A 22,106-nucleotide genomic window follows, 5' to 3' on the forward strand; every position below is an offset into this window, starting at 1 on the left:
TCGCCCTCCGGGCGCCCCGGAATGACGGCCTTTGTTGTTGGGCGACCTCGGCTCAAGTCTCGCTGGTGGCGTCCTTGATCGCCTTCTGCAACTGATCGCCCTGCATGCGCGCGATGTCGTCCTGATACTTCAGCAACGCCCCCAGCGTGTCGCCGACGACCTCGGCGTTGAGCGAGCGCGCGTCGAGCTCGGTCAAGGCGGTCGCCCAGTCGAGCGTCTCGGCAACGCCCGGCGATTTGTAGAAATCCTGGTCGCGCAGCGCCTGGACGAAACGCACGACCTGCTGCGACAGCCGCTGCGAGATCCCCGGCAGCCGGGTCTTGACGATAGCGAGTTCGCGCTCGGCAGAGGGGTAGTCGACCCAGTGATACAGGCAGCGCCGTTTCAGCGCGTCGTGGATCTCGCGGGTTCTGTTCGAGGTGATGATGACGATCGGCGGATGCGGCGCCTTGACGGTGCCGAACTCGGGGATCGTGACCTGGAAATCGGAGAGAATCTCGAGCAGATAGGCCTCGAACGCCTCGTCGGCGCGGTCGAGCTCGTCGATCAGGAGCACGGGGCTGCCGGCGACATCCGGCTCCAGCGCCTGGAGCAGCGGCCGCTTGATCAAATAGCGCTCGGCGAAGATGTCCGACGTGAGCTGGTCGCGGTCGACATCGCCGCCGGCCTCCGCCAGCCGGATCGCGATCATCTGGGCCGCCGAGTTCCACTCGTAGACCGCGGACGCAACGTCGAGCCCCTCATAGCACTGCAGCCGGATCAGCTTGCGGCCCAGCGCGGCCGACAGCACCTTGGCGATCTCGGTCTTGCCGACACCGGCCTCGCCTTCGAGGAACAGCGGCCGGCCCATGCGCAGCGACAGATAGGTCACTGTTGCCAGCGCCCGCTCGGCCAGATAGCCGCGCGACGACAACAATTCGAGCATCGCATCGACCGATGCTGGCAGCGCTACAGCACTCATGGGCGAGACCGCCTTCCCTGACCGCGCACGCCCGTCACGAAGCCGGAGCCTCGGGCTCAGCGGCGCCCTCCGATGCGGGGGATGCCTTGGCGCCGGAATTCGCGGCATCGACCGCGCGCCGCGCCAGCACCCCGATCAGGTGAGCGCGATATTCGGCGCTGCCGTGGATGTCGCTGTTGAGGCCTTCCGCCGAGACGGGAATGCCCTCCAGCACCTTCGGCGAGAAGCGCTTCTGCAGCGCCTCCTCGAACGCGGTGACGCGGAACACGCCATTGCCTCCGGCGCCGGTCACTGCGACGCGCACGTCCGACGGACGGCGCGCAACGAACACGCCGACCAGCGCGTAGCGCGAAGCCTGGTTGCGGAACTTCACATAGGCGGCCTTCTTCGCCAGCGGGAAGCTCACCTTGGTGATGATCTCGTCCGGCTCCAGCGCGGTCGTGAACAGCCCCAAGAAGAACTCCTCGGCCTTCAGCTTGCGCTTGTTGGTGACGATGGTGGCGCCGAGCGCGAGACAGGCCGCCGGATAGTCCGCAGTCGGATCGTTGTTGGCGATCGAGCCGCCGATCGTCCCGCGGTGACGCACCGCGGGATCGCCGATCAGGCTTGCCAGATGAGCGAGCGCGGGAATCGCCTCGCCGACAGCAGGTGAATTTGCCACCTCGGCGTGACGCGCCATGGCGCCGATCACCAGGTTGCGGCCTTTGATCTCGATGCCGCCGATCCCCTCGACCTGGGAGAGGTCGACCAGATGCGGCGGGCTGGCGAGCCGCTGCTTCATGACCGGCACCAGCGTATGACCGCCCGCGATCAGCTTGGCGTCCTCGTTCTTGACCAGGAGGTTGGCGGCTTGCCGCACGGTGGCGGGACGATGATATTTAAATTCGTACATGGGATTGTCCTGTCCGCGGCGGGCCGACTTACGCGAGGTCCGAGTTCGCCATCGCCTTGGCGCCGGCGGCGATCGACTGCACGATGTTCTGATATCCGGTGCAGCGGCAGAGATTGCCTTCCAGCTCCTCGCGGATGGTCTCTTCGCTGAGCTCGTGCCCCTTGCGATGGACGAGGTCGACCGCCGTCATGATCATGCCGGGCGTGCAGAAGCCACACTGCAGACCGTGGTGCTCGCGGAAGGCCTCCTGCATCGGATGCAGCGGCGCACCGTCGGCCGCAAGCCCCTCGATGGTCCTGACCTCGTGGCCGTCGGCCATCACGGCCAGCGTCGTGCAGGACTTCACGGCCTTGCCGTCGAGATGAACCACACAGGCGCCGCATTGCGAGGTGTCGCAGCCGACATGCGTGCCGGTCAGGCGCAGATTTTCGCGCAGGAACTGCACGAGCAGCGTCCGCGGATCGACGTTCGCCGTGACGGGATTACCGTTCACAATCAGGGAAATCTTGGCCATTCATGACTCTCTATTATCCGCGCCACGGCATTGCACCGCAGCACAGCCCAGCAAAATCAGTCGAAAACCATCATATGGGCCCTCCCGGCAGCGGGCAACCAGCCGGGTGGGTCCCTATGAACGTGTCCAGTGAGCTTACCCCTGCACGGCCTTCGCGAAGTTCGCAAAGAACTCGTCAGCAAGCTTCTTGGCCGTGCCGTTGATCAGGCGCTGGCCGAGCTGCGCGAGCTTGCCGCCGATCTGCGCCTCGACATTGTAGGTCAGCAGCGTCCCGCCATCCTTGTCTGTCAGCGCGACGGTCGCGCCCCCCTTGGCGAAGCCGGCCACGCCGCCCTCGCCCTCGCCTGAAATCTTGTAGCCGTTGGGCGGATCGAGATCGCTCAGGGTCACCTTGCCCTTGAAGCGCGCAGACACCGGGCCGACCTTCATCTTGGCCACCGCGCGCAACCCGCCATCCTCGGTTCGCTCGAGTTCCTCGCAGCCGGGGATGCAGGTCTTGAGGACCTCCGGATCATTCAGCTTGGCCCAGACCGACTCTCGCGGAGCCGCCAGTTGGACCTCGCCCGTCATCGTCATTGCCATATGCATCTCCCCCGGATTGGCGCGGTTAGAGGCATTCAAGTAAAGCACCGAACGCCCAAAAGGAAGGGCGAGCAGCGCCCGGAAGCGTTGCAGAAAAGCTGGAGCACTGCAGCATTGCGGTCCACAGCCGTACGGGTTTTGATTGGCAGACGGCGACGGCAATGGTTAGTTCGCCACGGAATCTGCACGATTCGTGCGGCGGTCACCGCCTGCAACGAGGATCTCGCCCATGCCGATGATCGATGCCGACGGTTGCCTCTTGAATGTCACCGTCGAGGGCCGCGACGGCGGGCCGACCCTGATGCTGTCGAACTCGCTTGGCTCGACCCTGCAGATGTGGGAGCCGCAGATGCGCGCCTTCACGCAGGTTTTCCGCGTCATCCGTTATGATCGCCGCGGCCACGGCAAGTCGACCGTGCCGCCCGGCCCCTACTCCATCGCGCGCTTCGGCCGCGATGCGCTGGCCATTCTCGATGATCTCAATATCGAGAAGGTGCACTGGTGCGGCATATCGATGGGCGGGATGGTCGGCCAGTGGCTCGCGGCGCATGCCCCCGAACGTATCGGCAAGATCGTGCTCGCCAATACCACCTGCTACTACCCCGATCCGTCGATCTGGGACGCACGCATCAAGGCGGTCCAGGAAAGCGGTCTCGCCGGAATCGCTGATACGGTCATCGCCGGCTGGCTGACGCAGGAATTCCGCGATCGCAATCCCGACGTGGCCGACCGCATGAAGGCGATGCTGCTGGCGACGCCGGTCGAGGGTTATCTCGCCTGCTGCGAGGCATTGAGCCAGCTCGACCTGCGCGAAGACCTGGCTGACATCAAGAGCCCGACCCTTGTCATTGCGGGCCGCTACGACAAGTCGACGCCGATCGCGATGGCCGAAGCGATTCGCAGCCGGATCCTCGGCGCCAGCATGACCATCCTCGATGCTGCGCACATCTCGAACGTGGAAGCGGCGGGCCAGTTCAACGACGCGGCGCTCGGCTTTTTGACCCAGCGCTAATCGCGCCCGCGATTCGACGCTCGCCCGGCGAGCGATCGGAGCTTTACGCTTGCTGCGCCTGCCCGCTCGGGGCCGCCGTGGGCTCGACGCGCTTCGGCGAAACGAACCCGTGCGATGACGCGACGGTCTGCGTCGCCGGATTCTCCACCAGCATCACGATGGCCGTGCCGAGCAGCATCAGAAGCTCGGTGGCGTGCAGCCGCAGCGCCTCCGTTTCTCCGACCTTCGCGGCCATGATCATGCTGAAGAAGCTGAGCACGCTGCCGAGGCCGAGCGCGATCGATAGTGCTTCAACGTAGCCCGACACCTTTCGTACCCGCGGCACGCTGATCAGCACCAGGAACATCGCGAAGAAGCCTGCGACAGTCAGCCGCGCCAGCGCGAGCAGCCAAGCCGCACGGACCGTCTCGACCCCTGAGAGGTGCATGTGGTCGCTGACGAACAGCGCAACCGCGATGTTCGGACGCTCGAACAGTCCCTGGACGGGCGAGACCATGATGTGGAAGGCGATGATGGTCCAGGCAGGCACGAAATAGAACGCCAGCAGGACGCCGTTGAAGCAGCTCAGCCGCCAATTCTTGATCATGCAGTTCTTGATCATGTCACGCCGCCTTTACATCCCACCAACCGCCCGTCCGGCAGGTTCCGAAGGAGGTAACGCGCGACAAATGCCCTGGGCAATTTAAACCCTTTGTTTACCTTAACAGGGCGCGGGACCGCCGGCGTCGGGTATCCGGCCCGGCCTCCCCGAGGTCGTCAGGAAGCACCCGGACACCCCTGCCGGCAGGTCGGGACATGTCGATGTAGCGATCCCGCTCGGGATTCTGGTGACCTTGGTCCTTGTCCGTCGAGCTCCTCATGAGGATCTCCTTCGTGACGGCATACAACCAACGCGGGAACACCTCCCGACCCCGGACACTATGTTCCCCAGCGGTCATTTGATGGCGATTGCCGGCCCCGAGGAAGGCAGGGGAACCGCGCCATCAAAGGAGGCGGGATAAGCCCGCAATTGCGGCAGTGCACGCTGTTGCCGCGCCCTGTTCCTACCTGTTAGTACTTGACCACGCGTCGCCTCCGGCCGCGGGTGCAGCTCCAGGCATGCCAGCACTCGTCCCCCCGAAGGCCCCCGCCGCGTTGCGAACCACTATCGGCAGTCCATGGATTATTTCGCGCAGCAGCTCATCAACGGCCTCGTCCTCGGCTCGATCTACGGCCTCATCGCCATCGGTTATACGATGGTCTATGGCATCGTCGGCATGATCAATTTCGCGCATGGCGACATCTTCATGATCGGCGGCTTCATCGCACTGATCTCCTTCCTGATCCTGGTGTCGATGGGCCTGACGGTGGTTCCCGTCATTCTGCTGATCGTGCTGCTGGTCTCCATGGCGATCACGGCGCTCTATGGCTGGACGGTGGAGCGCATCGCCTACCGTCCGCTGCGGCACTCGTTCCGTCTGGCGCCGATGCTCTCCGCCATCGGCATGTCGTTCGTGCTCACCAACTATTCGCAGGTCTCGCAGGGCGCGCGCGTCAAGCCGGTGCCGCCGATCATCACCGGCGGCTACACGCTGCACGAGGGCGCGAGCGGCTTCGTGGTGCAGCTCTCCAACGTCCAGATCGTGGTGGTGATCACCACCATCGTGCTGCTCCTGCTGTTCACCTGGCTGGTGTCGCGCACACGGCTCGGCCGCGACATGCGCGCCTGCGAGCAGGATCAGACCATGGCCGCGCTGCTCGGCGTCGACGTCGACCGTACCATCTCGATGACCTTCGTGATCGGCGCCGCGCTCGCGGCCGTCGCCGGCATGATGTACCTGCTCTATTATGGCCTCGTCGATTTCTTCATGGGCTTCGTCGCGGGCATCAAGGCGTTCACGGCCGCCGTGCTCGGCGGCATCGGCTCACTGCCCGGCGCCATGCTGGGAGGCCTTGCGATCGGATTGATCGAGACGTTCTGGTCGGCCTATTTCTCCGTCGAGTACAAGGACGTCGCGGCGTTCTCGATCCTGATCGTGGTGCTGATCTTCCTTCCGACCGGCCTGCTGGGCCGGCCGGAAGTCGAAAAAGTCTGACGACGGAGCCCGTGTGAGCGCGTCAATTCCCGCTTCCTCGAAAGGCTCCGAACCGGTCGGAGTCGCATTCATCCTCAGGAAGGCCTTCCTCAGCGCGCTGGTGGCGCTCGGCCTGTTCTCGCTGATGATCGGCGTCCGCACCGAAGCGGGCCAGAGCGGCCAGCTGGAATACTGGACCCGCTTCGGCGACCTCGCGAGCCTGGTCGGCGCTGTGTTCGTCGGCTCGATCGTGGTCGAGTTGCTGCGGATGTGGCTTGGCCCGCGCGGCGGCCTCGGCAGCTTCGTTCCGCAATCGGTCCATAGCGGGCTGTCCGTCGCCGGGCGCTATCTCGCGCCGGCGCTTTTGATCTTCGCCTTGCTCGTGCCGGTCATTTTCTACAATCAGCGCTACATTCTGGATCTCGGTATTCTGGTTCTCACCTACGTGATGCTGGGCTGGGGCCTCAACGTCGTGGTCGGGCTCGCCGGCCTGCTCGACCTCGGCTACGTCGCCTTCTATGCGGTCGGCGCCTATTCCTACGGGCTGCTGTCGACCACCTTCGGCCTGTCGTTCTGGGTCTGCCTGCCGCTCGCCGGCATTCTCGCCGCGTTCTGGGGCGTGCTGCTCGGCTTCCCCGTGCTGCGCCTGCGCGGCGATTATCTCGCCATCGTCACCTTGGCCTTCGGCGAGATCATCCGCCTCGTGCTGATCAACTGGCAGGACGTGACCGGCGGTCCCAACGGCGTCTCCGGCATCCCGCGCCCGAGCCTGTTCGGCATTCCGCTGACCCCCGGCCCCGACGGCCTTGCCGCCCTGCTCGGCATTCCGTTCTCGCCGACGCATCGCATCGTCTTCCTGTTCTACCTGATCCTGGCGCTGGCGCTGCTCACCAACTGGGTCACGATCCGGCTGCGTCGCCTGCCGATCGGCCGGGCCTGGGAAGCCCTGCGCGAGGATGAGGTCGCCTGCCGCGCGCTGGGCATCAACACCACCACGACCAAGCTGACGGCGTTTGCCACGGGCGCCATGTTCGGCGGTTTTGCCGGCGCCTTCTTTGCCACACGTCAGGGCTTCATCAGCCCTGAATCCTTCACTTTCCAGGAATCGGCCCTGGTGCTCGCCATCGTCGTGCTCGGCGGCATGGGATCACAGCTCGGCGTTGCGCTGTCGGCGCTGGCCATGATCGGCGGCTTCGAGCTGTTCCGCAGCCTCGAGGTCTATCGCATGCTCGTGTTCGGCCTCGCCATGGTGCTGGTGATGATCTGGCGCCCACGCGGCATCGTCGGCCATCGTGCGCCGACCGTTTTTCTCGAGAAGTCCAAGGCCATCTCCTCGGACCTCGTCAAGGAAGGCCACGGATGAACTCCGCCCCTATCCTCGCGCTCGAAAATCTCACCATGCGCTTCGGCGGCATCGTCGCCGTCAACGCGCTGTCGTTCGTCGCCGGCCGCGAGCAGATCACCGCGCTGATCGGTCCCAACGGCGCCGGCAAGACCACCGTGTTCAACTGCATCACGGGATTTTACAAGCCGACCTCGGGCATCATTCGCCTGACGCATGACGACGGCGCGCAGTATGAGATGCAGAAGCTCAAGGACTTCAACATCTCCAAACAGGCCAAGGTGGCGCGCACCTTCCAGAACATCCGTCTGTTTCCAGGCATGACGGCGCTGGAGAACCTGATGGTCGCCCAGCATAACGCCTTGATGCGCGCGTCCGGCCTGACTTTCCTCGGGCTCCTCGGCGTTCCATCCTGGCGCGCGGCGGAGCGGAGCGCGATCGACGCAGCCGTGTTCTGGCTGAAACGCGTCGGGCTGATTGACCGCGCCGATGAAGCTGCCGGCAATCTCGCCTACGGCGACCAGCGGCGGCTGGAGATCGCGCGGGCGATGTGCACCTCTCCCGCCCTGCTCTGCCTCGACGAACCGGCCGCAGGCCTCAACGCACGCGAGAGCGGCGCCTTGAGCGAGCTGCTGCTGTCGATCCGGGCGGACCACGGCACGTCGATCCTCCTGATCGAGCACGACATGAGCGTCGTGATGGAAATCTCGGACCGAATCGTCGTGATGGATTACGGCGTCAAGATCGCGGAAGGGACGCCACGCGAAATTCGCGACAACCCGAAGGTCATTGCCGCCTATCTCGGCACCGATGAGGAAGAAGCCGTCGCCGTCATGGAGGCCGAGGCGTGAGCACTTCTCTCCTCGAGATCCACAACCTGCGCGCCTCCTACGGCAAGATCGAAGCACTCAAAGGCGTCGATCTCGACATCAAGGCCGGTGAGATCGTCGCGCTGATCGGCGCCAACGGCGCCGGCAAGTCGACTTTGATGATGTCGATCTTCGGCCGCCCCCGCGCGAGCTCCGGCCACATCGTCTATGACGGCAACGACATCACACAGGTGCCGACGCATCAGATCGCACGGCTGCGCATCGCGCAGTCGCCGGAGGGCCGCCGCGTCTTCCCGCGCATGAGCGTGGCCGAAAATCTGCAGATGGGAGCCGACGCAGGCGGCTCGACGGAGGCCGAGCGCACCGTCAGCCTCGAGCGCGTGCTCGCGCTGTTCCCACGGTTGAAGGAACGCATCGATCAGCGCGGCGGCACGCTGTCCGGCGGCGAGCAGCAGATGCTCGCGATCGGCCGTGCGCTGATGAGCCGGCCGCGTCTCCTGCTTCTCGATGAGCCTTCGCTTGGCCTTGCACCGCTGATCGCCCGCCAGATCTTCGATGCCATTCGGACGCTCAACCGGCAGGACGGGTTGACCGTCCTGATCGTGGAGCAGAATGCCAACCATGCGCTGAAGCTCGCGCACCGCGGCTATGTGCTGGTCAACGGCCTGATCACGCTGTCGGGCAGCGGCGACGAACTGCTGCAACGGCCGGAGATCCGCGCGGCCTATCTCGAGGGCGGTCGGCACTGAGCGGCCGCGAGGGCACGGCCAGAAATGCCTTAGCCCTTCGTCTAGTGCGGCGAATCCGCCGTTTCGATCAGCCTGCCCCGCGTGCTCGTCATCGCAGCTTCAAGTTCGAAGCGGCACTGGAATCAAAGCTTTGCCGGCGCTCTTCGTCCTCGCAGGTCGCAACAGAACGTGCCGCGATCTGATACGAACTTCGGAAACGTCGCACTGGCAGCCGTGAAAATTGCCGGTGACTTCGGCGGAAAATCAGCCACAATGCGCCCGGTCTCCAGCCCGGCCTTCGGGCTGTTCCGTGTCGACTACCCCCCGCGAGGATTTCTCATGAAACCACTCAAACTCATCGGCTTGGCTCTGGGCGCATCGCTGGCGCTCTCGACCGCCGCTTTCGCCGAAGACATCAACATCGCCGTGGCCGGCCCCATGACCGGCAGTGAATCGGCCTTCGGCCGCCAGATGCAGAACGGCGCCGAGATGGCGATTGCCGACCTCAACGCCGCAGGCGGTGTGCTGGGCAAGAAGCTCGCGCTGCAGGTGGGTGACGACGCCTGCGACCCGAAGCAGGCGCGTTCGGTCGCCGAGAAGCTCGCGGGCTCCGGCATTCCTTTCGTCGCCGGCCATTTCTGCTCGTCATCATCGATCCCGGCCTCCGAGGCCTATGCCGACAGCAACGTCCTGCAGATCACGCCGGCCTCGACCAACCCGCTGTTCACCGAGCGCAAGCTGTGGAACGTGGCGCGCGTCTGCGGCCGTGACGATCAGCAGGGCCTCGTCGCCGCCAACTACATCGCGAAGAACTTCAAGGGCAAGAACATCGCGATCCTCAACGACAAGACCACCTACGGCAAGGGTCTTGCGGACGAGACCAAGAAGTCGCTCAACAAGGCCGGCGTCACCGAGAAGATGTTCGAGTCCTACAACAAGGGCGACAAGGACTTCAACGCGATCGTCTCGCGCCTGAAGCGTGAGAACATCGACCTCGTCTATGTCGGCGGCTATCATCAGGAAGCCGGGCTGATCCTGCGCCAGATGCGCGACCAGGGCCTCAAGACGATCCTGATGGCGGGCGACGCCATGAACGACAAGGAATTCGCCTCGATCACCGGTCCTGCCGCGGAAGGCACGCTGTTCACCTTCGGCCCCGAGCCGCGCAACAAGCCGACCGCCAAGGCGATCGTCGACAAGTTCAAGGCCAAGAACATCGATCCCGAGGGCTACACGCTCTACACCTATGCCGCGATCCAGGTCTGGTCGCAGGCCGTGAAGAAGGCCAATACGACCGACGCCAAGAAGGTGATGGACGTGATCAAGGCCGGCGAGTGGGACACTGTTCTCGGCAAGCTCGGCTTCGACGCCAAGGGCGACATCAAGCAGATCGACTACGTCGTCTACAAGTGGGACGCCAAGGGCGGCTATACCGAGCTCGGCGGCAAAGGCTCCTGATCCCGGTTGACCGTCATCAAATACAAACGCCCCGGTCCAAGACCGGGGCGTTTTGCCTGTCAGTCCATCGCGACACCGCCTCGCCCCTCGCCTCCGCACTTCACGCGGGAACGCGAGAGAGAAGTGCGGGAAACCAATCAGTTCGCGCAGGCCGTGAGCGGCGCCGGACTCTTGTCCTTGACCGCCGAGCGGGCCATCTCGACAGCCCGCATCAGCTCGGCCGGCCGGAACGGCTTCTGCAGGTAGACAACGCGGGTCAACTCCTCCGACATCGCGGCCCCGTCGAACGCGCTCATGCCGGAGACGGCCACGACCGGAACATCGGGAACCAGCGCACGCATGCCGCTGACCAGTTCGAGACCGTTGGAATCATCGAGATAGATGTCGACGATCACTGCGTCGAACGGCTGGTCGCGGAACAACTGGAGTCCGGCCGTCGCGGTTCCCGCCTCGACCACATCGAACTGGTTGACGCGCAGCACCATGCTGATCATGGCACGCACGTCCTTCTGATCGTCGACCACCAAGATCCGTGGCATCAACTTCTCCAGAAAATTTTCGTGGACAGCCTACAACATAAAAAGAAATCAGGTACAACTACGGGTATATTTAGCCCGATTGCGGTAAAGGTGCAGTTACTCCAAATCACAACTCATTCTACAGAACGTTTCAAATTGGCACCATACAACCTTTGCTAGAATATGGTTTTTTTTCGCGCAACAGTCGCGTCAGTGCCCGGTTTGCGCGTTGATGCCTGATGCGCGGGACTTTGGAGATGCAGAGCATCGAGGATACTCGCGAAGTTCTCTTATCGACTTCCACCGCAACGCATCGGGACCAGTTCGCAGCACTCGCCGCGGTTGTGATCTCAACGCTGCTGTTCGCTGCTGTCGCTCCCTTTGCGAAGCTGCAGCTGGCGGCGATGCCGGCGTTCGTCGCGAGCTACCAGTCGGCGCTGGCGCTGAATGATCTGATCACCGCGTTCCTGCTGTTCACCCAGTTCGTGCTGCTGCGCTCCCGCGCGCTGCTGTGCCTGGCCTCCGGCTACCTGTTCACCGCGCCGGCCGCATTGCTGCACACGCTCGTGTTTCCCGGCCTCTATTCACCGACCGGCCTCCTCGGCGCCGGGCCGCAGAGCGCGGCCTGGATCTACATGCTCTGGCACGGTGGGTTCCCGCTGTTCGTCCTGGCCTATGCGCTGCAAAGCCGCGGCCGGCCCAGGCCCGTCGCCTCGGTTGCGACGTCCCTCCTGCTCGCCATGACAGGCGTGGCGATCGCGCTCTCCATGCTGACCTGGATCGCGATCGTCTACGAAGGGTCGCTCCCAGTCCTGGTCATGGAGGGGGCAGCATCACCGGCTCTGAAGGGTATCGTCGCGACGATCTGGTGCGCGACGCTCGCCACGCTGGTGGTGCTGGCGTGGAGCCGGCCGCACAGCATCCTCGATCTCTGGGTCATGGTGGTGCTGTGCGCCTGGTTGTTCGATCTCTCCCTCTCCTCGCTGCTCAATGCCACCAGGTTCGATCTCGGCTACTACGCCGGCCGCATCTACGCCCTGCTGGCGGCAAGCTTCGTGCTCGGCGTTCTGCTCGCCGACAATGTCGGCCTGCAGACGCAGCTCGCGCGTCTTCTGCAGCAGCAGCGCAGGCAGAACGAAAGCGAGCGGGCGCGCTTCATCGCGCGCGAGCGGCTGTTCAGCGCGGTGGTGGAGTCCTCCAGCGATGCCATCATCACGCTGACGCTGCATGGCAAGATCACGTCCTGGAATCGCGCCGCCGAGCAGCTCTTCGGATACCATACCGGAGAAGCGCTCGGCAGCGACATCGGCCTCATCGTGCCTGCCGAGCGGCGCAGCGAGGTCGATCGGATCCTGAGCCTGATCGGCGGCGGCGAGAAGATCGAGCATCACGAAACGGTCCGCCGTCACAAGGATGGCCGCGAGATCGAGGTGTCGTTGAGTATGTCCCCGATCCTCGACGCGCGCGGCGCCGTGATCGGCGCCTCGAAGGTTGCGCGCGACATCACCGAGAGCAAGCGCACCCGCCACGCCTTGACCCGCGAAACCGAGGAACGGCGGCGGATCTTCGAGACCTCCCAGGACCTCATTCTAATCGCCGATTCACGCGGTCAGCTGATGCAGGTCAGTCCGAGCGCTGCGGCCGTGCTCGGCTATCGGCCGGAAGAGATGGTCGGCCGCAACGCCAGCGACTTCGTCTATCCGCCCGAGCTGGAAGCCGTCCGCAGCCAGATGCGCGACTGCCGCCGCGGCCGTGACATCCACAATTTCGAGGCGCAGCTCCTGCACAAGGAGGGCCGCGGCGTCGTCCTGAACTGGATGGCGAGCTGGTCGGAGCCCGTGCAGCGCCATTTCTTCATCGGCCGCGACCTCACCGAGAAGCGTGCCGCCGAGGCGCAGATCCGCCAGGCACAGAAGATGGAGGCAGTCGGTCAGCTCACCGGCGGCGTCGCCCACGACTTCAACAACATCCTCACCGTCATCACCGGCAGCATCGGCATTCTCGCCGATGCTGTCGCTGAGCGGCCAGAGCTCGCGTCCGTCGCGAGGCTGATCGACGATTCCGCCGACCGCGGCGCTCATCTGACGCGCCAACTGCTGGCCTTCGCCCGCAAGCAGCCGCTGCAGCCGACCGATCTCGACGTCAACGCGTTGATGAACGAGACCGCCGCGCTGCTGCGTCCAACGCTCGGCGAGCACATCGAGATCGAGCGCATTCTCTGCGCCGATCCGAGCACGGCGCTGGCCGACCCGAACCAGCTGACCACCTCGATCGTCAATCTCGCGCTCAATGCGCGCGATGCGATGCCGCAGGGCGGCAAGCTGACCTTGGAGACGGCGAACGTCGCGCTCGACCAGGACTACGCCGACGCCAACAGCGAGGTCGTCGTCGGTGACTACGTCATGATCGCGGTAAGCGACACCGGCTGCGGCATCCCGCCGGCCTATCTCGATAAGGTGTTCGATCCGTTCTTCTCGACCAAGGGCGTCGGTAAAGGCACGGGGCTGGGCCTGAGCATGGTGTTCGGCTTCGTCAAGCAGTCCGGCGGCCACATCAAGGTCTACAGCGAGGTCGGTCACGGCACCTCGATCAAGCTCTATCTGCCGCCCTCAACCGCATCGACTCCGTCTGCGACCGCGAGCCAGGAGACACATGACACAAGCGGCGGCAACGAGACCATTCTGATCGTCGAGGACGATCCGCTGGTCCGCCAGCACGTCGTGACACAGGTCGCGAACCTCGGCTATGCGACGTTGGCCGCGGCCGATGCCGCCGAGGCGCTCGTCGTGCTCGAACGCCATCCGGAGATCGACCTGCTGTTCACCGACGTGATCATGCCTGGCGCCATGAACGGACGGCAGCTCGCAGACGCGGCGCGCGCGCTGCGGCCGTCGCTGAAGACGCTGTTCACGTCCGGCTATACCGAGAACGCGATCGTGCACCATGGCCGCCTCGATGCCGGCGTGCTGCTGCTGGCCAAGCCCTACCGCAAGCCGGAACTCGCCCGCATGATCCGCATCGCGCTCGATCGTTGAGCGGCCGCGCGGGCTGCGCTATTCCTTCGCCAACGTCACCATTGAGCGAGCGCGAGCGTGCAAAACCTCCTGACCGACGTCGCGGGCGTGCGCGTGGGCCATGCCGACGACCATGCGCTCGCCTCCGGCGTGACCGCGATCCTGTTCGATCAACCCGCCGTGGCCGCGATCGACATCCGCGGCGGCGGACCCGGCGTGCGTGAGGATGCCCTGCTCGATCCCGCCAACACGGTGGAACGGATCGACGGCATTGCGCTGTCGGGCGGCTCGGTCTTCGGGCTCGAGGCCGCGAGCGGTATCCAGGCCTGGCTGGCCGAACAAGGCCGCGGCTTTGCCGTGCGTGACGCGCTGATCCCGATCGTGCCCGGCGCGATCGTGTTCGACCTGCTCAACGGCGGCAACAAGGCCTGGGGCCGCTACGCGCCGTATCGCGAGCTTGGCTATGCGGCGGCAGCCGCGGCTGGTACGACCTTCGCGCTCGGCAGCGTCGGCGCCGGGCTCGGCGCCACCACCGCCAATCTCCAGGGCGGGCTCGGCTCGGCGTCGGCCACGACCAGTCGCGGCATCAAGGTTGCGGCCATCGCGGTGGTGAATGCGGTCGGCAGCGTCACCGTCGGCGACGGTCCCTGGTTCTGGGCCGCTCCTTACGAGGTGGACGGCGAGCTCGGCGGCCGCGGCCTGCCGCCCGCCTTCACGCCGGACATGCTGGCGATGCGCATCAAGGGCGGACCGGCCGCGTCAAGCTGCGAGAATACGACGATCACCCTGGTCGTGACCGACGCCATCCTGACCAAGGCGCAGGCCAAGCGGCTCGCGATGATGGCGCAGACCGGCATGGCGCGGGCGATCTATCCGGTGCATCTGCCGCTGGATGGCGACATCGTGTTCGCGGCGGCGACCTGCGCCAAGCCGATCGAGCCGCTGGTCGAGCTGAGCGAGCTCGGCATGGTCGCGGCCAATGTGCTGGCCCGCGCGATCGCCCGCGGCGTCTATCACGCGAGGCCTCTGCCGTTCGACGGCGCACTGCCCTCCTGGCAGGAGCGCTTCGGCAGCTGAGCCTACGCGCTCACGGCGGTCGTGGACGACGTCGAGGCCGACAGCATCTTCGACTGACGCTGGATCAGCTTCTCGATCAGATTGTACGACGAGGTCGCGGCGCTCGATGCCGTCGTTGCAGCCGGCGTGTTCAGCGTCACCTTCGAGCCGTCGGCATAGGTGATGGTGGTCGTCGTCGAGCCGTCACTGTTGGTCGACGAGGAGCTCGAGGCGCCCGACAGCGCCTGCATCAGCGCATCCGCACCTGCTCCTCCCGAACTGCCGGCGCCGCTGGCGCTACCCGCATTCGCGGCCTGATGGTGATGATGGCCGTGGCGACCGCCCTTCAGGGCCGATGTCAGCTCGTCCATGCTGACACTGCCGTCGCCGTTCTTGTCGAGCTCGCCGAACACCTTGTCGGCATTGGCGGTGTTGGTGCCGCCGGCGCCGAGCGCGGTCTCGAACTCCGACTTCGTGATCTTGCCATCGCTGTCACCATCGATCTGCGAGAACAGGTCCTGCAGCGGGTTGGTCGATGAGCTCGCGCTCGAGGACGTGCCCGACTGGCTCTGCGCAGCGAGCAGCGCGCTCATGGTCTCCGGCGCGATCTGCCCCGATCCGCTGCTGCTGGAGCTCGACCCGGGACTGAAAATGCCCGAGCTGCTCGAGCTGCCGCTGTCCAGACTGAACAAGCCACTGCCGGAGCCGCCCGACTTGCCGGAACCGGACTTCGTCGACCCCAGCGACTGCAGGCCGTCCAGGACCGACGCAGCGGCCCCCAGTGCAAACCACATGGCGAAACTCCCGCAAGGCCGCGAGCGATCGCGGCGAAACATCTCAGGCTCACCCTCGCAATCCCCGTGCCAGCGCCAAACCGCTGATATGTCCGGATATTTCGCGATGTTGCCAACACCGAAACCCGGCAGATCATGCCGCGCCCGGCAGATTTTTCCCGCTCGCGTTGCCGCAGCCGCCCCCGCATGATACGGCGACATCCCCGATCGCACTGGAACAACTGCCCATGACCCAGTCCTTCACGCCGCGTCCGCTCGTCATCGCGCCCTCGATCCTGGCGTCGGATTTCTCCAAGCTGGGCGAGGAGGTGCGGGCCGTCGATGCCGGCGGCGCCGACTGGATCCATCTCGACGTCATGGACGGGCATTTCGTGCCGAACATCTCCTACGGCCCCGACGTCATCAAGGCGCTGCGCCCGCATACGAAGAAGATCTTCGACGCGCATCTGATGATCACGCCGTGCGATCCCTATCTCGAAGCCTTCGCCAAGGCGGGCTGCGACCACATCACGGTGCATGCCGAGGCCGGCCCGCATCTGCACCGCTCGCTGCAGGCGATCCGCGCGCTGGGAAAGAAGGCCGGCGTCTCGCTCAATCCGTCGACGCCCCTCAACGTGCTCGACTACGTGCTCGACCTGGTCGACCTCGTGCTGATCATGTCGGTCAACCCCGGTTTCGGCGGCCAGGCCTTCATTCCCTCGGCGATCGGCAAGGTCCAGGACCTGCGCGCCATGATCGCGGGCCGGCCGATCGATATCGAGGTCGATGGCGGCGTCGGTCCGAATGTGGCAGGTCCCCTGGCCGCAGCCGGCGTCAATGCGTTTGTTGCAGGCTCGTCCGTGTTCAAGGGTGGCACAACGGAATCCTATCGCAGCAACATCGCGGCGATCCGCAATGCGGCCGCCGATGCGCGCGGCGAAGCGATCTGAGGCCGGCAACCGAACATGCCCACGCTCACACCGCAGCCGCTGACCAAGGCCGCGTTCGCTGATTTCGGCGATGTCGTCGAGACCGATGGCGCCCAGCCGATCGAGATCAACCAGGGCTTTGCGCGCCGCTGCAACGCCCTCGCCGGCATCGACGTCACGTCGGGCGGCACAGCCGTGAACGTCAGCCTGTTCGAAGCCAAGCCGCGGCCGCTGCCGATCGAGATCAAGCTGATGGAGCGGCATCCGCTCGGCAGCCAGCTGTTCATGCCGCTGCAGGACCGGCCCTGGCTGGTGCTGGTATGCGACGATCCGCGTGAGCCGGCGAGCTACCACGCCTTCATGGCGAGCGGACGCCAGGGCGTAAACTATGCCCGCAACGTCTGGCACCATCCGTTGCTGGTGTTCGATGAGGGCGAGCGCTTCATGGTCGTCGATCGCGTCAGCGCCGACAATCTCGAGGAAGTGTGGCTCGACCAGCCACTGTTCCTGACGATCCCCTGAGTAACCGCACGGCCGGACGGATCGCCTGGTCCGCGCGCCTGGAGACCGACGATGGACAAGCCCAACTACTTCGTTCCCCACGGCGGCCATCCGCCGCAAACCGATCTCCTCACCGGGCGTGCCGTGTTCACCGAGGCCTATGCCGTCATCCCCAAGGGCGTGATGCGCGACATCGTCACCTCGGCGCTGCCGTTCTGGGACAAGACCCGGACCTGGGTGATCGCGCGGCCGCTCTCGGGCTTCGCCGAGACGTTCTCGCAATACATCGTCGAAGTCTCGCCGGGCGGCGGCAGCAGCAAGCCGGAGCCCGATCCGGAGGCCGAGGGCGTGCTGTTCGTGGTCGGCGGCGAGATCGCGCTCACCATCGCCGGCACAGAACATCGTCTCGGTACCGGCGGCTACGCCTTCCTGCCGCCGGCCTGCAAATGGACGCTGCGCAACGACGGCCAGGCGCCTGCGACCTTCCACTGGATCCGCAAGGCCTACGAGGCCGTGCCCGGCATCCCCGTCCCCGAGGCCTTCGTCACCAACGAGGCGACCATCGCCCCTGCTGCGATGCCCGACACCCAGGGCCGCTGGGCGACCACGCGCTTCGTCGATCCACTCGACGTCCGCCACGACATGCACGTCAACATCGTGACCTTCGAGCCCGGCGCCGTAATCCCGTTCCTGGAGACGCATGTGATGGAGCACGGGCTTTACGTGCTCGAGGGCAAGGCGGTCTACAAGCTCAACCGCGACTGGGTCGAGGTCGAGGCCGGCGACTTCATGTGGCTGCGCTCGTTCTGCCCGCAGGCCTGCTACGCTGGCGGCCCCGGCCGCTTCCGCTACCTGCTCTACAAGGACGCCAACCGCCACATGAAGCTGCGGCCGTTTAGGTGAAGGCCAGCAGCATCCTCTGAATAAGTCCTGGACGCAGATCTGATGTCGATCATTCCCAAACGTCTGGAGAGCTTGATCGAAGGGGAATTGGCTCAGCTTTCCGACAAGCGTGTGCTCTCGCATATCCGCGGCATGCTCGTCGCACCTCACATGGTGTTGCGCGATTGGGATTACGGCCAACCTGGCCAGCAATATCCCTGCTGGTTCGTGCTTCGCGATCCACAATCCGGCGCCGAGATCGCCTATTGTCAGCAAGGCTTCGGACCGCGCTGCCCCTGGGGCCTCGTGAGTTCTGCGGACGCGCCGGAGTGCCGCCATATCGGCATGGACTCCGGCTGGTTCACGTCGTTTCTGGATGCGTTTTTCGACTCTTTCGCCTGCGTGGCGCTTCCGATCTGGAAGGTGATCAGGATCGATGCAGACCGCACCTGGACCTGTCTGAGCGACGAAGGCGCGTGGGAAAGCACATGGCAGCGCGTCTACGAATTGCGCGATCATGATCCGGCCAGCCGCTATGAATGCGGCCACGACATCGGCTATCGCAAGACTGCCACCTGATGCGCTCCTCGGATCTTCGGCCGTAACCGATGGCAGGCCGATGAGGAGCTTCTCCTCATCGGCCTCGAACAGCGGCTCGATCGCGCGCTCGACCAATCCATGCCGTACTCGCTCCGTCATTCTGCCCCTAGCGATGATCCCTCACGCCCCCTGATACTCCACCTCCTCCGCCGTGCCGCGGTCGAGCACGGCCACTGCCTTGGCGTAGTCGAGATCGTTCTCCCAGGCGGCGACGACGACGGTCGCGACGCAATTGCCGATCAGATTGCCGACGGCGCGGGCGATGCCGACGAACCAGTCGACCGAGAGCACCAGCACGAGGCCGATCGCGGGGATCGCCGGCACGGCGCCGAGCGTCGCCGCCAGGATCACGATCGCCGAGCCGGGCACGCCATGCGCGCCCTTGGACGTCACCAGGGACACGCCGAGCACGAGCAGCAGGTCGCTCACCGACAGCGGCGTGTTGGTGGCCTGGGCGATGAACACCACGGCGAGCGTGAGGTAGATCGAGAACGCATCGAGGTTGAACGAATAGCCGGTGGGGATGACGAGGCCGACGACCTCCTGCTTGACGCCCATCGCCTCGAGCTTGCGCATGATCTGCGGCAGCACGGAATCGGACGACGCCGTCGCCAGCACGATCAGCAGCTCCTCCTTCAAATAGCGCAGGAACTTGAACAGGCTGAGCCCGGCGATCCGCATGACGATGCCAAGCGCGATGACCACGAACAGCGCCACCGAAACATAGAACAGCACGACCAGCGCCAGCAGCTGCTTGAGCGAGCCTATGCCATATTTTCCGACGGTGAAGCCGATGGCGCCGAGCACGCCGAGCGGCGCCACGCGCACGATCAGCCCCATCGCCTTGAACAGCACCTTGGCGATGGAGTCGATCAGGTTGACCACGGGCTTGCCGGGCTCGCCGACCAGCGCCAGGCTGACGCCGAAGATGACGGCGAAGAACAGCACCTGCAGCACGTCGTTGCGGGCGAAGGCATCGAACGCCGTTGGCGGAATGATGTTGAGGACGAAGCCGCCGAAACCGCCGCCCTGCAGCTTGTGGGCGTTGTCGGCAAAGCTCGCGAGCTGCTTGGCGTCGAGCTTGGAGACGTCGATGTCCATGCCGTGGCCGGGCCCGAACAAAAGCGCCAGCACGAGGCCGAAGGCGAGCGCGACCGTGGTCATGCCCTCGAAATAGATCAGCGACTTGACGCCGACGCGGCCGACCTTCCTGAGGTCGCCGGCGCTGGCGATGCCGTGCACGACGACGCAGAACACGATCGGCGCGACAACCATGGCAATCAGGCGCAGGAAGGCGTCGCTGAAGAATTTCAGCCCCTGCCCGGTCTCCGGCGCAACGACGCCGATGAGGATGCCGAGCACGAGCGCCGCCACGACCTGGAAGAACAGCGAGCCGAACAGGCTGCCCTTCGGCGCGGCCGTCCCCGCCACGCTCACATCCGTTGCCGCCATCGAAGTCCCCCCACCAACAAGTACCGGCGCGCCCCACGCGCGCCCCGGGGACCACTCTGGCGGTGGAACTTTTGAAACGCAACGGCGGCCGCGCCGCAAATTGAGGCGTAGGCTGCCGCTTCGATCATCATGCTTGAAACGTGAAGAGAGGAGGATGATCTGCTGCACCGACGAGATAAGAACCTTCTTGCTATTGGGCGCCGACAATATTGCAGCGCGCTGGGTGCACCTCGCCCCGCTCTTGTCCGCCGTAGCTCGCAGAGCGAAGGCGGATGCGGGGGCGCGACGAGCTTCGCTCGCGCTGAGAGGTCGGATCGCATCGCCAGATGCAATCGGGGTGAGGGGGTACAGGTCCGACCATTCACACTTCCCGTGCGTCTGCCCCTCACCCCAGCCCTCTCAGCGCGAGCGAAGCTCGTCGCGGCCCCGTAAGAACGGGGCGAGGGAGCGCACCGCTGTCGCCGAACCAGCTCGGATCCGACTCTCAGAGACGTTCGCACAGCTCAGTCCTCGGCAAAGAAAGATGAGCGGCACGAACTGGCGGTTGAGCTTTCATGCCTCCGACGCAGCTTTCGCCGGCCCATCGTCCTCATCATCCACCCCGCGCGCCGCGAGCCGGGGCGGACGCACGACGGTCACGGTGCAATTGGCCTCGGCCGCGACCTTGGCCGAGACACTGCCGAGCAACGTGCGCAACACCGAATCGCGACGCGCACCGATGATGATGTGATCGACCTGGTTGACCTCGGCGAACTCCACGATGGCCGCGGCCGGATCGATCGCCTCCAGCACATGCACCGTCAGCCGGCTGGCATCGAGCTTGAGCGGCGTCGCCCAGTGCTTGAGCGCCACCATGCGGTCGATGTGCTTGTTGTTGCCCTCCTCGTCCAAGGTGCGGTCGATGGTGATGCGGCCGAGCTTCAGAACATTGACGCAGGCGAGCCGCGCCGCAGGGAGCGTTGCGAGGATGCGCTGGACGGTCACGCGCAGCGCGGTGCTGAGCTCTTCGGTGCCTTCCGACGTGTCGATCGCGACCGCCACGATCGGGCTGGACGCAAGCTGCACCGCGACATCGGATCGGCTCTCCGGCTGGACCAGGCCGCGATTGAAGCGGCGGCGCCAGACCGTCGTGATCGGATCGCGCTTGACCTTCTCCGAGCGCGCTGTGAGCTTGACCTGGTCGGGATGGGTGAGGTCGAAGGCCAGCTGCGATGCGGTCGGATAGCGCCACACCGGCTCGATCTCGAGACAGCGCAGCACGATCTCCTGCAGCCAGGGCGGATAGTCCGGCTTCAATTGCCGCGGCGGATAGGGATCGCGCCACAGCCGCCGGCGCATGCCACGCAGGGTCTCGGTCTCTCCGAACGGCCGCACGCCGGTGGTGAAAAAGTAGAGCAGCACGCCGAGCGAGAACAGGTCGCTGCGCGGATCGCTGCGGGTGCCCATCATGCGCTCCGGCGCCATGTACGGCGCGGTGCCGTAAGGCAGGCGGAATTCCTCCTGCAGCAGGTCCGGCAGATGCTTGTGGCAGGACAGCCCGTAGTCGATCAGCACCGCCTCGCCGGAGGAGCGGAACATGATGCTGGACGGCTTGATGTCGTGATGGATCACGTGCTGCCGGTGCAGGTCGGCCAGCGCGGTCGCGATCTTGGCGACCAGCCCGCGCACCTCCTCGTAAGGCAGCGGCAGTTCGGACAGCCGCTGGTACAGCGTCTCGCCCGGGATGCGCTCGATCACGACATAGGCTTGCGTCGCGAAATCGCCGGCGGCGAAACAGGTGGGCACGTGCGGCCCCGACAGCTTCGGCAGGATCATCTGCTCCATCTCGAAGCTGACGATCGCCGCGGGATCCTCGCCCTCGGAGACGCGCGGGACCTTCATCAGAACGGGACGGTCGATGTCGGGACGGGTGACGCTCCACAGCGTCGCCATGCCGCCGGAATGCAGGCATTCGCCGATCGTGAAGCCGTCGACGACGGCGCCGGATTTGACGAGCGAGCGCACCATC

The 22,106-nt window shown here is 65.2% G+C and carries 21 protein-coding genes; 12 read left to right on the forward strand and 9 right to left on the reverse strand.

Features of this window, described 5'->3' with window-relative positions; all coding sequences use genetic code 11:
* Positions 1–52 precede the first annotated feature (52 nt).
* The 4 genes from LQG66_RS10330 to LQG66_RS10345 form a co-directional block, all read right to left on the reverse strand.
* A complete protein-coding gene (locus tag LQG66_RS10330; RefSeq protein WP_231326117.1) occupies positions 53–961 on the reverse strand; it encodes an AAA family ATPase in 909 nt (302 codons plus the stop codon).
* A gap of 34 nt (positions 962–995) precedes the next feature.
* Positions 996–1,853, reverse strand: coding sequence for an FAD binding domain-containing protein (locus LQG66_RS10335; protein ID WP_231326118.1), 858 nt, complete (start codon positions 1,851–1,853; stop codon positions 996–998).
* A gap of 28 nt (positions 1,854–1,881) precedes the next feature.
* The gene (locus LQG66_RS10340) at positions 1,882–2,367 is read right to left on the reverse strand and encodes a (2Fe-2S)-binding protein (protein ID WP_231326119.1); all 486 of its coding nucleotides are present in this window, start codon (positions 2,365–2,367) and stop codon (positions 1,882–1,884) included.
* 135 nt (positions 2,368–2,502) lie between these two features.
* A complete protein-coding gene (locus LQG66_RS10345) occupies positions 2,503–2,949 on the reverse strand; it encodes an SRPBCC family protein (RefSeq protein ID WP_231326120.1) in 447 nt (148 codons plus the stop codon).
* Positions 2,950–3,178: 229 nt separating this feature from the next.
* On the opposite strand from LQG66_RS10345, the gene pcaD reads away from it, so the two are divergent.
* Positions 3,179–3,961, forward strand: a complete 783-nt coding sequence (gene pcaD, locus LQG66_RS10350; protein WP_231326121.1) for a 3-oxoadipate enol-lactonase — start codon at positions 3,179–3,181, stop codon at positions 3,959–3,961.
* Between the two features lie 43 nt (positions 3,962–4,004).
* On the opposite strand, the gene LQG66_RS10355 is transcribed toward pcaD, so the two are convergent.
* The gene (locus LQG66_RS10355; RefSeq protein WP_231326122.1) at positions 4,005–4,562 is read right to left on the reverse strand and encodes a hypothetical protein; all 558 of its coding nucleotides are present in this window, start codon (positions 4,560–4,562) and stop codon (positions 4,005–4,007) included.
* Between the two features lie 556 nt (positions 4,563–5,118).
* Here LQG66_RS10355 and LQG66_RS10360 point away from each other — a divergent pair.
* The 5 genes from LQG66_RS10360 (at position 5,119) to LQG66_RS10380 (ending at position 10,373) form a co-directional block, all read left to right on the forward strand.
* Positions 5,119–6,036, forward strand: a complete 918-nt coding sequence (locus tag LQG66_RS10360; protein ID WP_015667827.1) for an ABC transporter permease subunit — start codon at positions 5,119–5,121, stop codon at positions 6,034–6,036.
* Positions 6,037–6,049: 13 nt separating this feature from the next.
* Entirely contained in the window at positions 6,050–7,378 is a 1,329-nt protein-coding gene (livM, locus tag LQG66_RS10365) for a high-affinity branched-chain amino acid ABC transporter permease LivM (protein WP_231326123.1), read from the forward strand.
* A complete protein-coding gene (locus LQG66_RS10370; RefSeq protein ID WP_231326124.1) occupies positions 7,375–8,208 on the forward strand; it encodes an ABC transporter ATP-binding protein in 834 nt (277 codons plus the stop codon). Before livM ends, LQG66_RS10370 begins: the two co-directional genes overlap by 4 nt.
* Positions 8,205–8,936 carry an ABC transporter ATP-binding protein gene (locus LQG66_RS10375; RefSeq protein ID WP_231326125.1) on the forward strand — a complete coding sequence of 244 codons (732 nt, stop codon included), beginning with the start codon at positions 8,205–8,207 and terminating at the stop codon, positions 8,934–8,936. Before LQG66_RS10370 ends, LQG66_RS10375 begins: the two co-directional genes overlap by 4 nt.
* Positions 8,937–9,254: 318 nt before the next feature.
* Positions 9,255–10,373: a branched-chain amino acid ABC transporter substrate-binding protein gene (locus tag LQG66_RS10380; protein WP_231326126.1), complete on the forward strand. Its 1,119-nt coding sequence runs from the start codon at positions 9,255–9,257 to the stop codon at positions 10,371–10,373.
* Between the two features lie 137 nt (positions 10,374–10,510).
* On the opposite strand, the gene LQG66_RS10385 is transcribed toward LQG66_RS10380, so the two are convergent.
* Positions 10,511–10,912 (reverse strand): response regulator, encoded by a 402-nt coding sequence (locus tag LQG66_RS10385; protein ID WP_231326127.1) that lies wholly within the window; start codon positions 10,910–10,912, stop codon positions 10,511–10,513.
* 236 nt (positions 10,913–11,148) lie between these two features.
* On the opposite strand from LQG66_RS10385, the gene LQG66_RS10390 reads away from it, so the two are divergent.
* Positions 11,149–13,926, forward strand: a complete 2,778-nt coding sequence (locus LQG66_RS10390) for a PAS domain S-box protein (RefSeq protein ID WP_231326128.1) — start codon at positions 11,149–11,151, stop codon at positions 13,924–13,926.
* A 57-nt stretch (positions 13,927–13,983) separates the two neighbouring features.
* Complete coding sequence (locus LQG66_RS10395) at positions 13,984–14,982, forward strand: P1 family peptidase (RefSeq protein ID WP_231326129.1); 999 nt, start codon at positions 13,984–13,986, stop codon at positions 14,980–14,982.
* Positions 14,983–14,984: 2 nt separating this feature from the next.
* On the opposite strand, the gene LQG66_RS10400 is transcribed toward LQG66_RS10395, so the two are convergent.
* Positions 14,985–15,755 carry an EF-hand domain-containing protein gene (locus LQG66_RS10400; protein WP_231326130.1) on the reverse strand — a complete coding sequence of 257 codons (771 nt, stop codon included), beginning with the start codon at positions 15,753–15,755 and terminating at the stop codon, positions 14,985–14,987.
* A 227-nt stretch (positions 15,756–15,982) separates the two neighbouring features.
* On the opposite strand from LQG66_RS10400, the gene rpe reads away from it, so the two are divergent.
* The 4 genes from rpe to LQG66_RS10420 are packed head-to-tail and all read left to right on the forward strand — an operon-like array spanning position 15,983 to position 18,625.
* Positions 15,983–16,684 carry a ribulose-phosphate 3-epimerase gene (rpe, locus tag LQG66_RS10405; RefSeq protein ID WP_231326131.1) on the forward strand — a complete coding sequence of 234 codons (702 nt, stop codon included), beginning with the start codon at positions 15,983–15,985 and terminating at the stop codon, positions 16,682–16,684.
* A 15-nt stretch (positions 16,685–16,699) separates the two neighbouring features.
* Positions 16,700–17,185 (forward strand): ureidoglycolate lyase, encoded by a 486-nt coding sequence (locus tag LQG66_RS10410; RefSeq protein WP_231326132.1) that lies wholly within the window; start codon positions 16,700–16,702, stop codon positions 17,183–17,185.
* A gap of 51 nt (positions 17,186–17,236) precedes the next feature.
* On the forward strand, positions 17,237–18,067 hold the full coding sequence (locus tag LQG66_RS10415) for a bifunctional allantoicase/(S)-ureidoglycine aminohydrolase (protein WP_231326133.1): 831 nt from the start codon (positions 17,237–17,239) through the stop codon (positions 18,065–18,067).
* Positions 18,068–18,109: 42 nt separating this feature from the next.
* Positions 18,110–18,625 (forward strand): hypothetical protein, encoded by a 516-nt coding sequence (locus LQG66_RS10420; RefSeq protein WP_231326134.1) that lies wholly within the window; start codon positions 18,110–18,112, stop codon positions 18,623–18,625.
* Positions 18,626–18,766: 141 nt separating this feature from the next.
* Here the strand turns inward: LQG66_RS10420 and LQG66_RS10425 are convergent, their stop codons facing one another.
* Positions 18,767–20,098: a dicarboxylate/amino acid:cation symporter gene (locus tag LQG66_RS10425; protein ID WP_231326135.1), complete on the reverse strand. Its 1,332-nt coding sequence runs from the start codon at positions 20,096–20,098 to the stop codon at positions 18,767–18,769.
* A 552-nt stretch (positions 20,099–20,650) separates the two neighbouring features.
* Positions 20,651–22,105, reverse strand: coding sequence for a serine/threonine protein kinase (locus LQG66_RS10430; protein WP_231326136.1), 1,455 nt, complete (start codon positions 22,103–22,105; stop codon positions 20,651–20,653).
* Position 22,106 lies beyond the last annotated feature (1 nt).

Source organism: Bradyrhizobium ontarionense (assembly GCF_021088345.1).
Classification (GTDB): domain Bacteria; phylum Pseudomonadota; class Alphaproteobacteria; order Rhizobiales; family Xanthobacteraceae; genus Bradyrhizobium; species Bradyrhizobium ontarionense.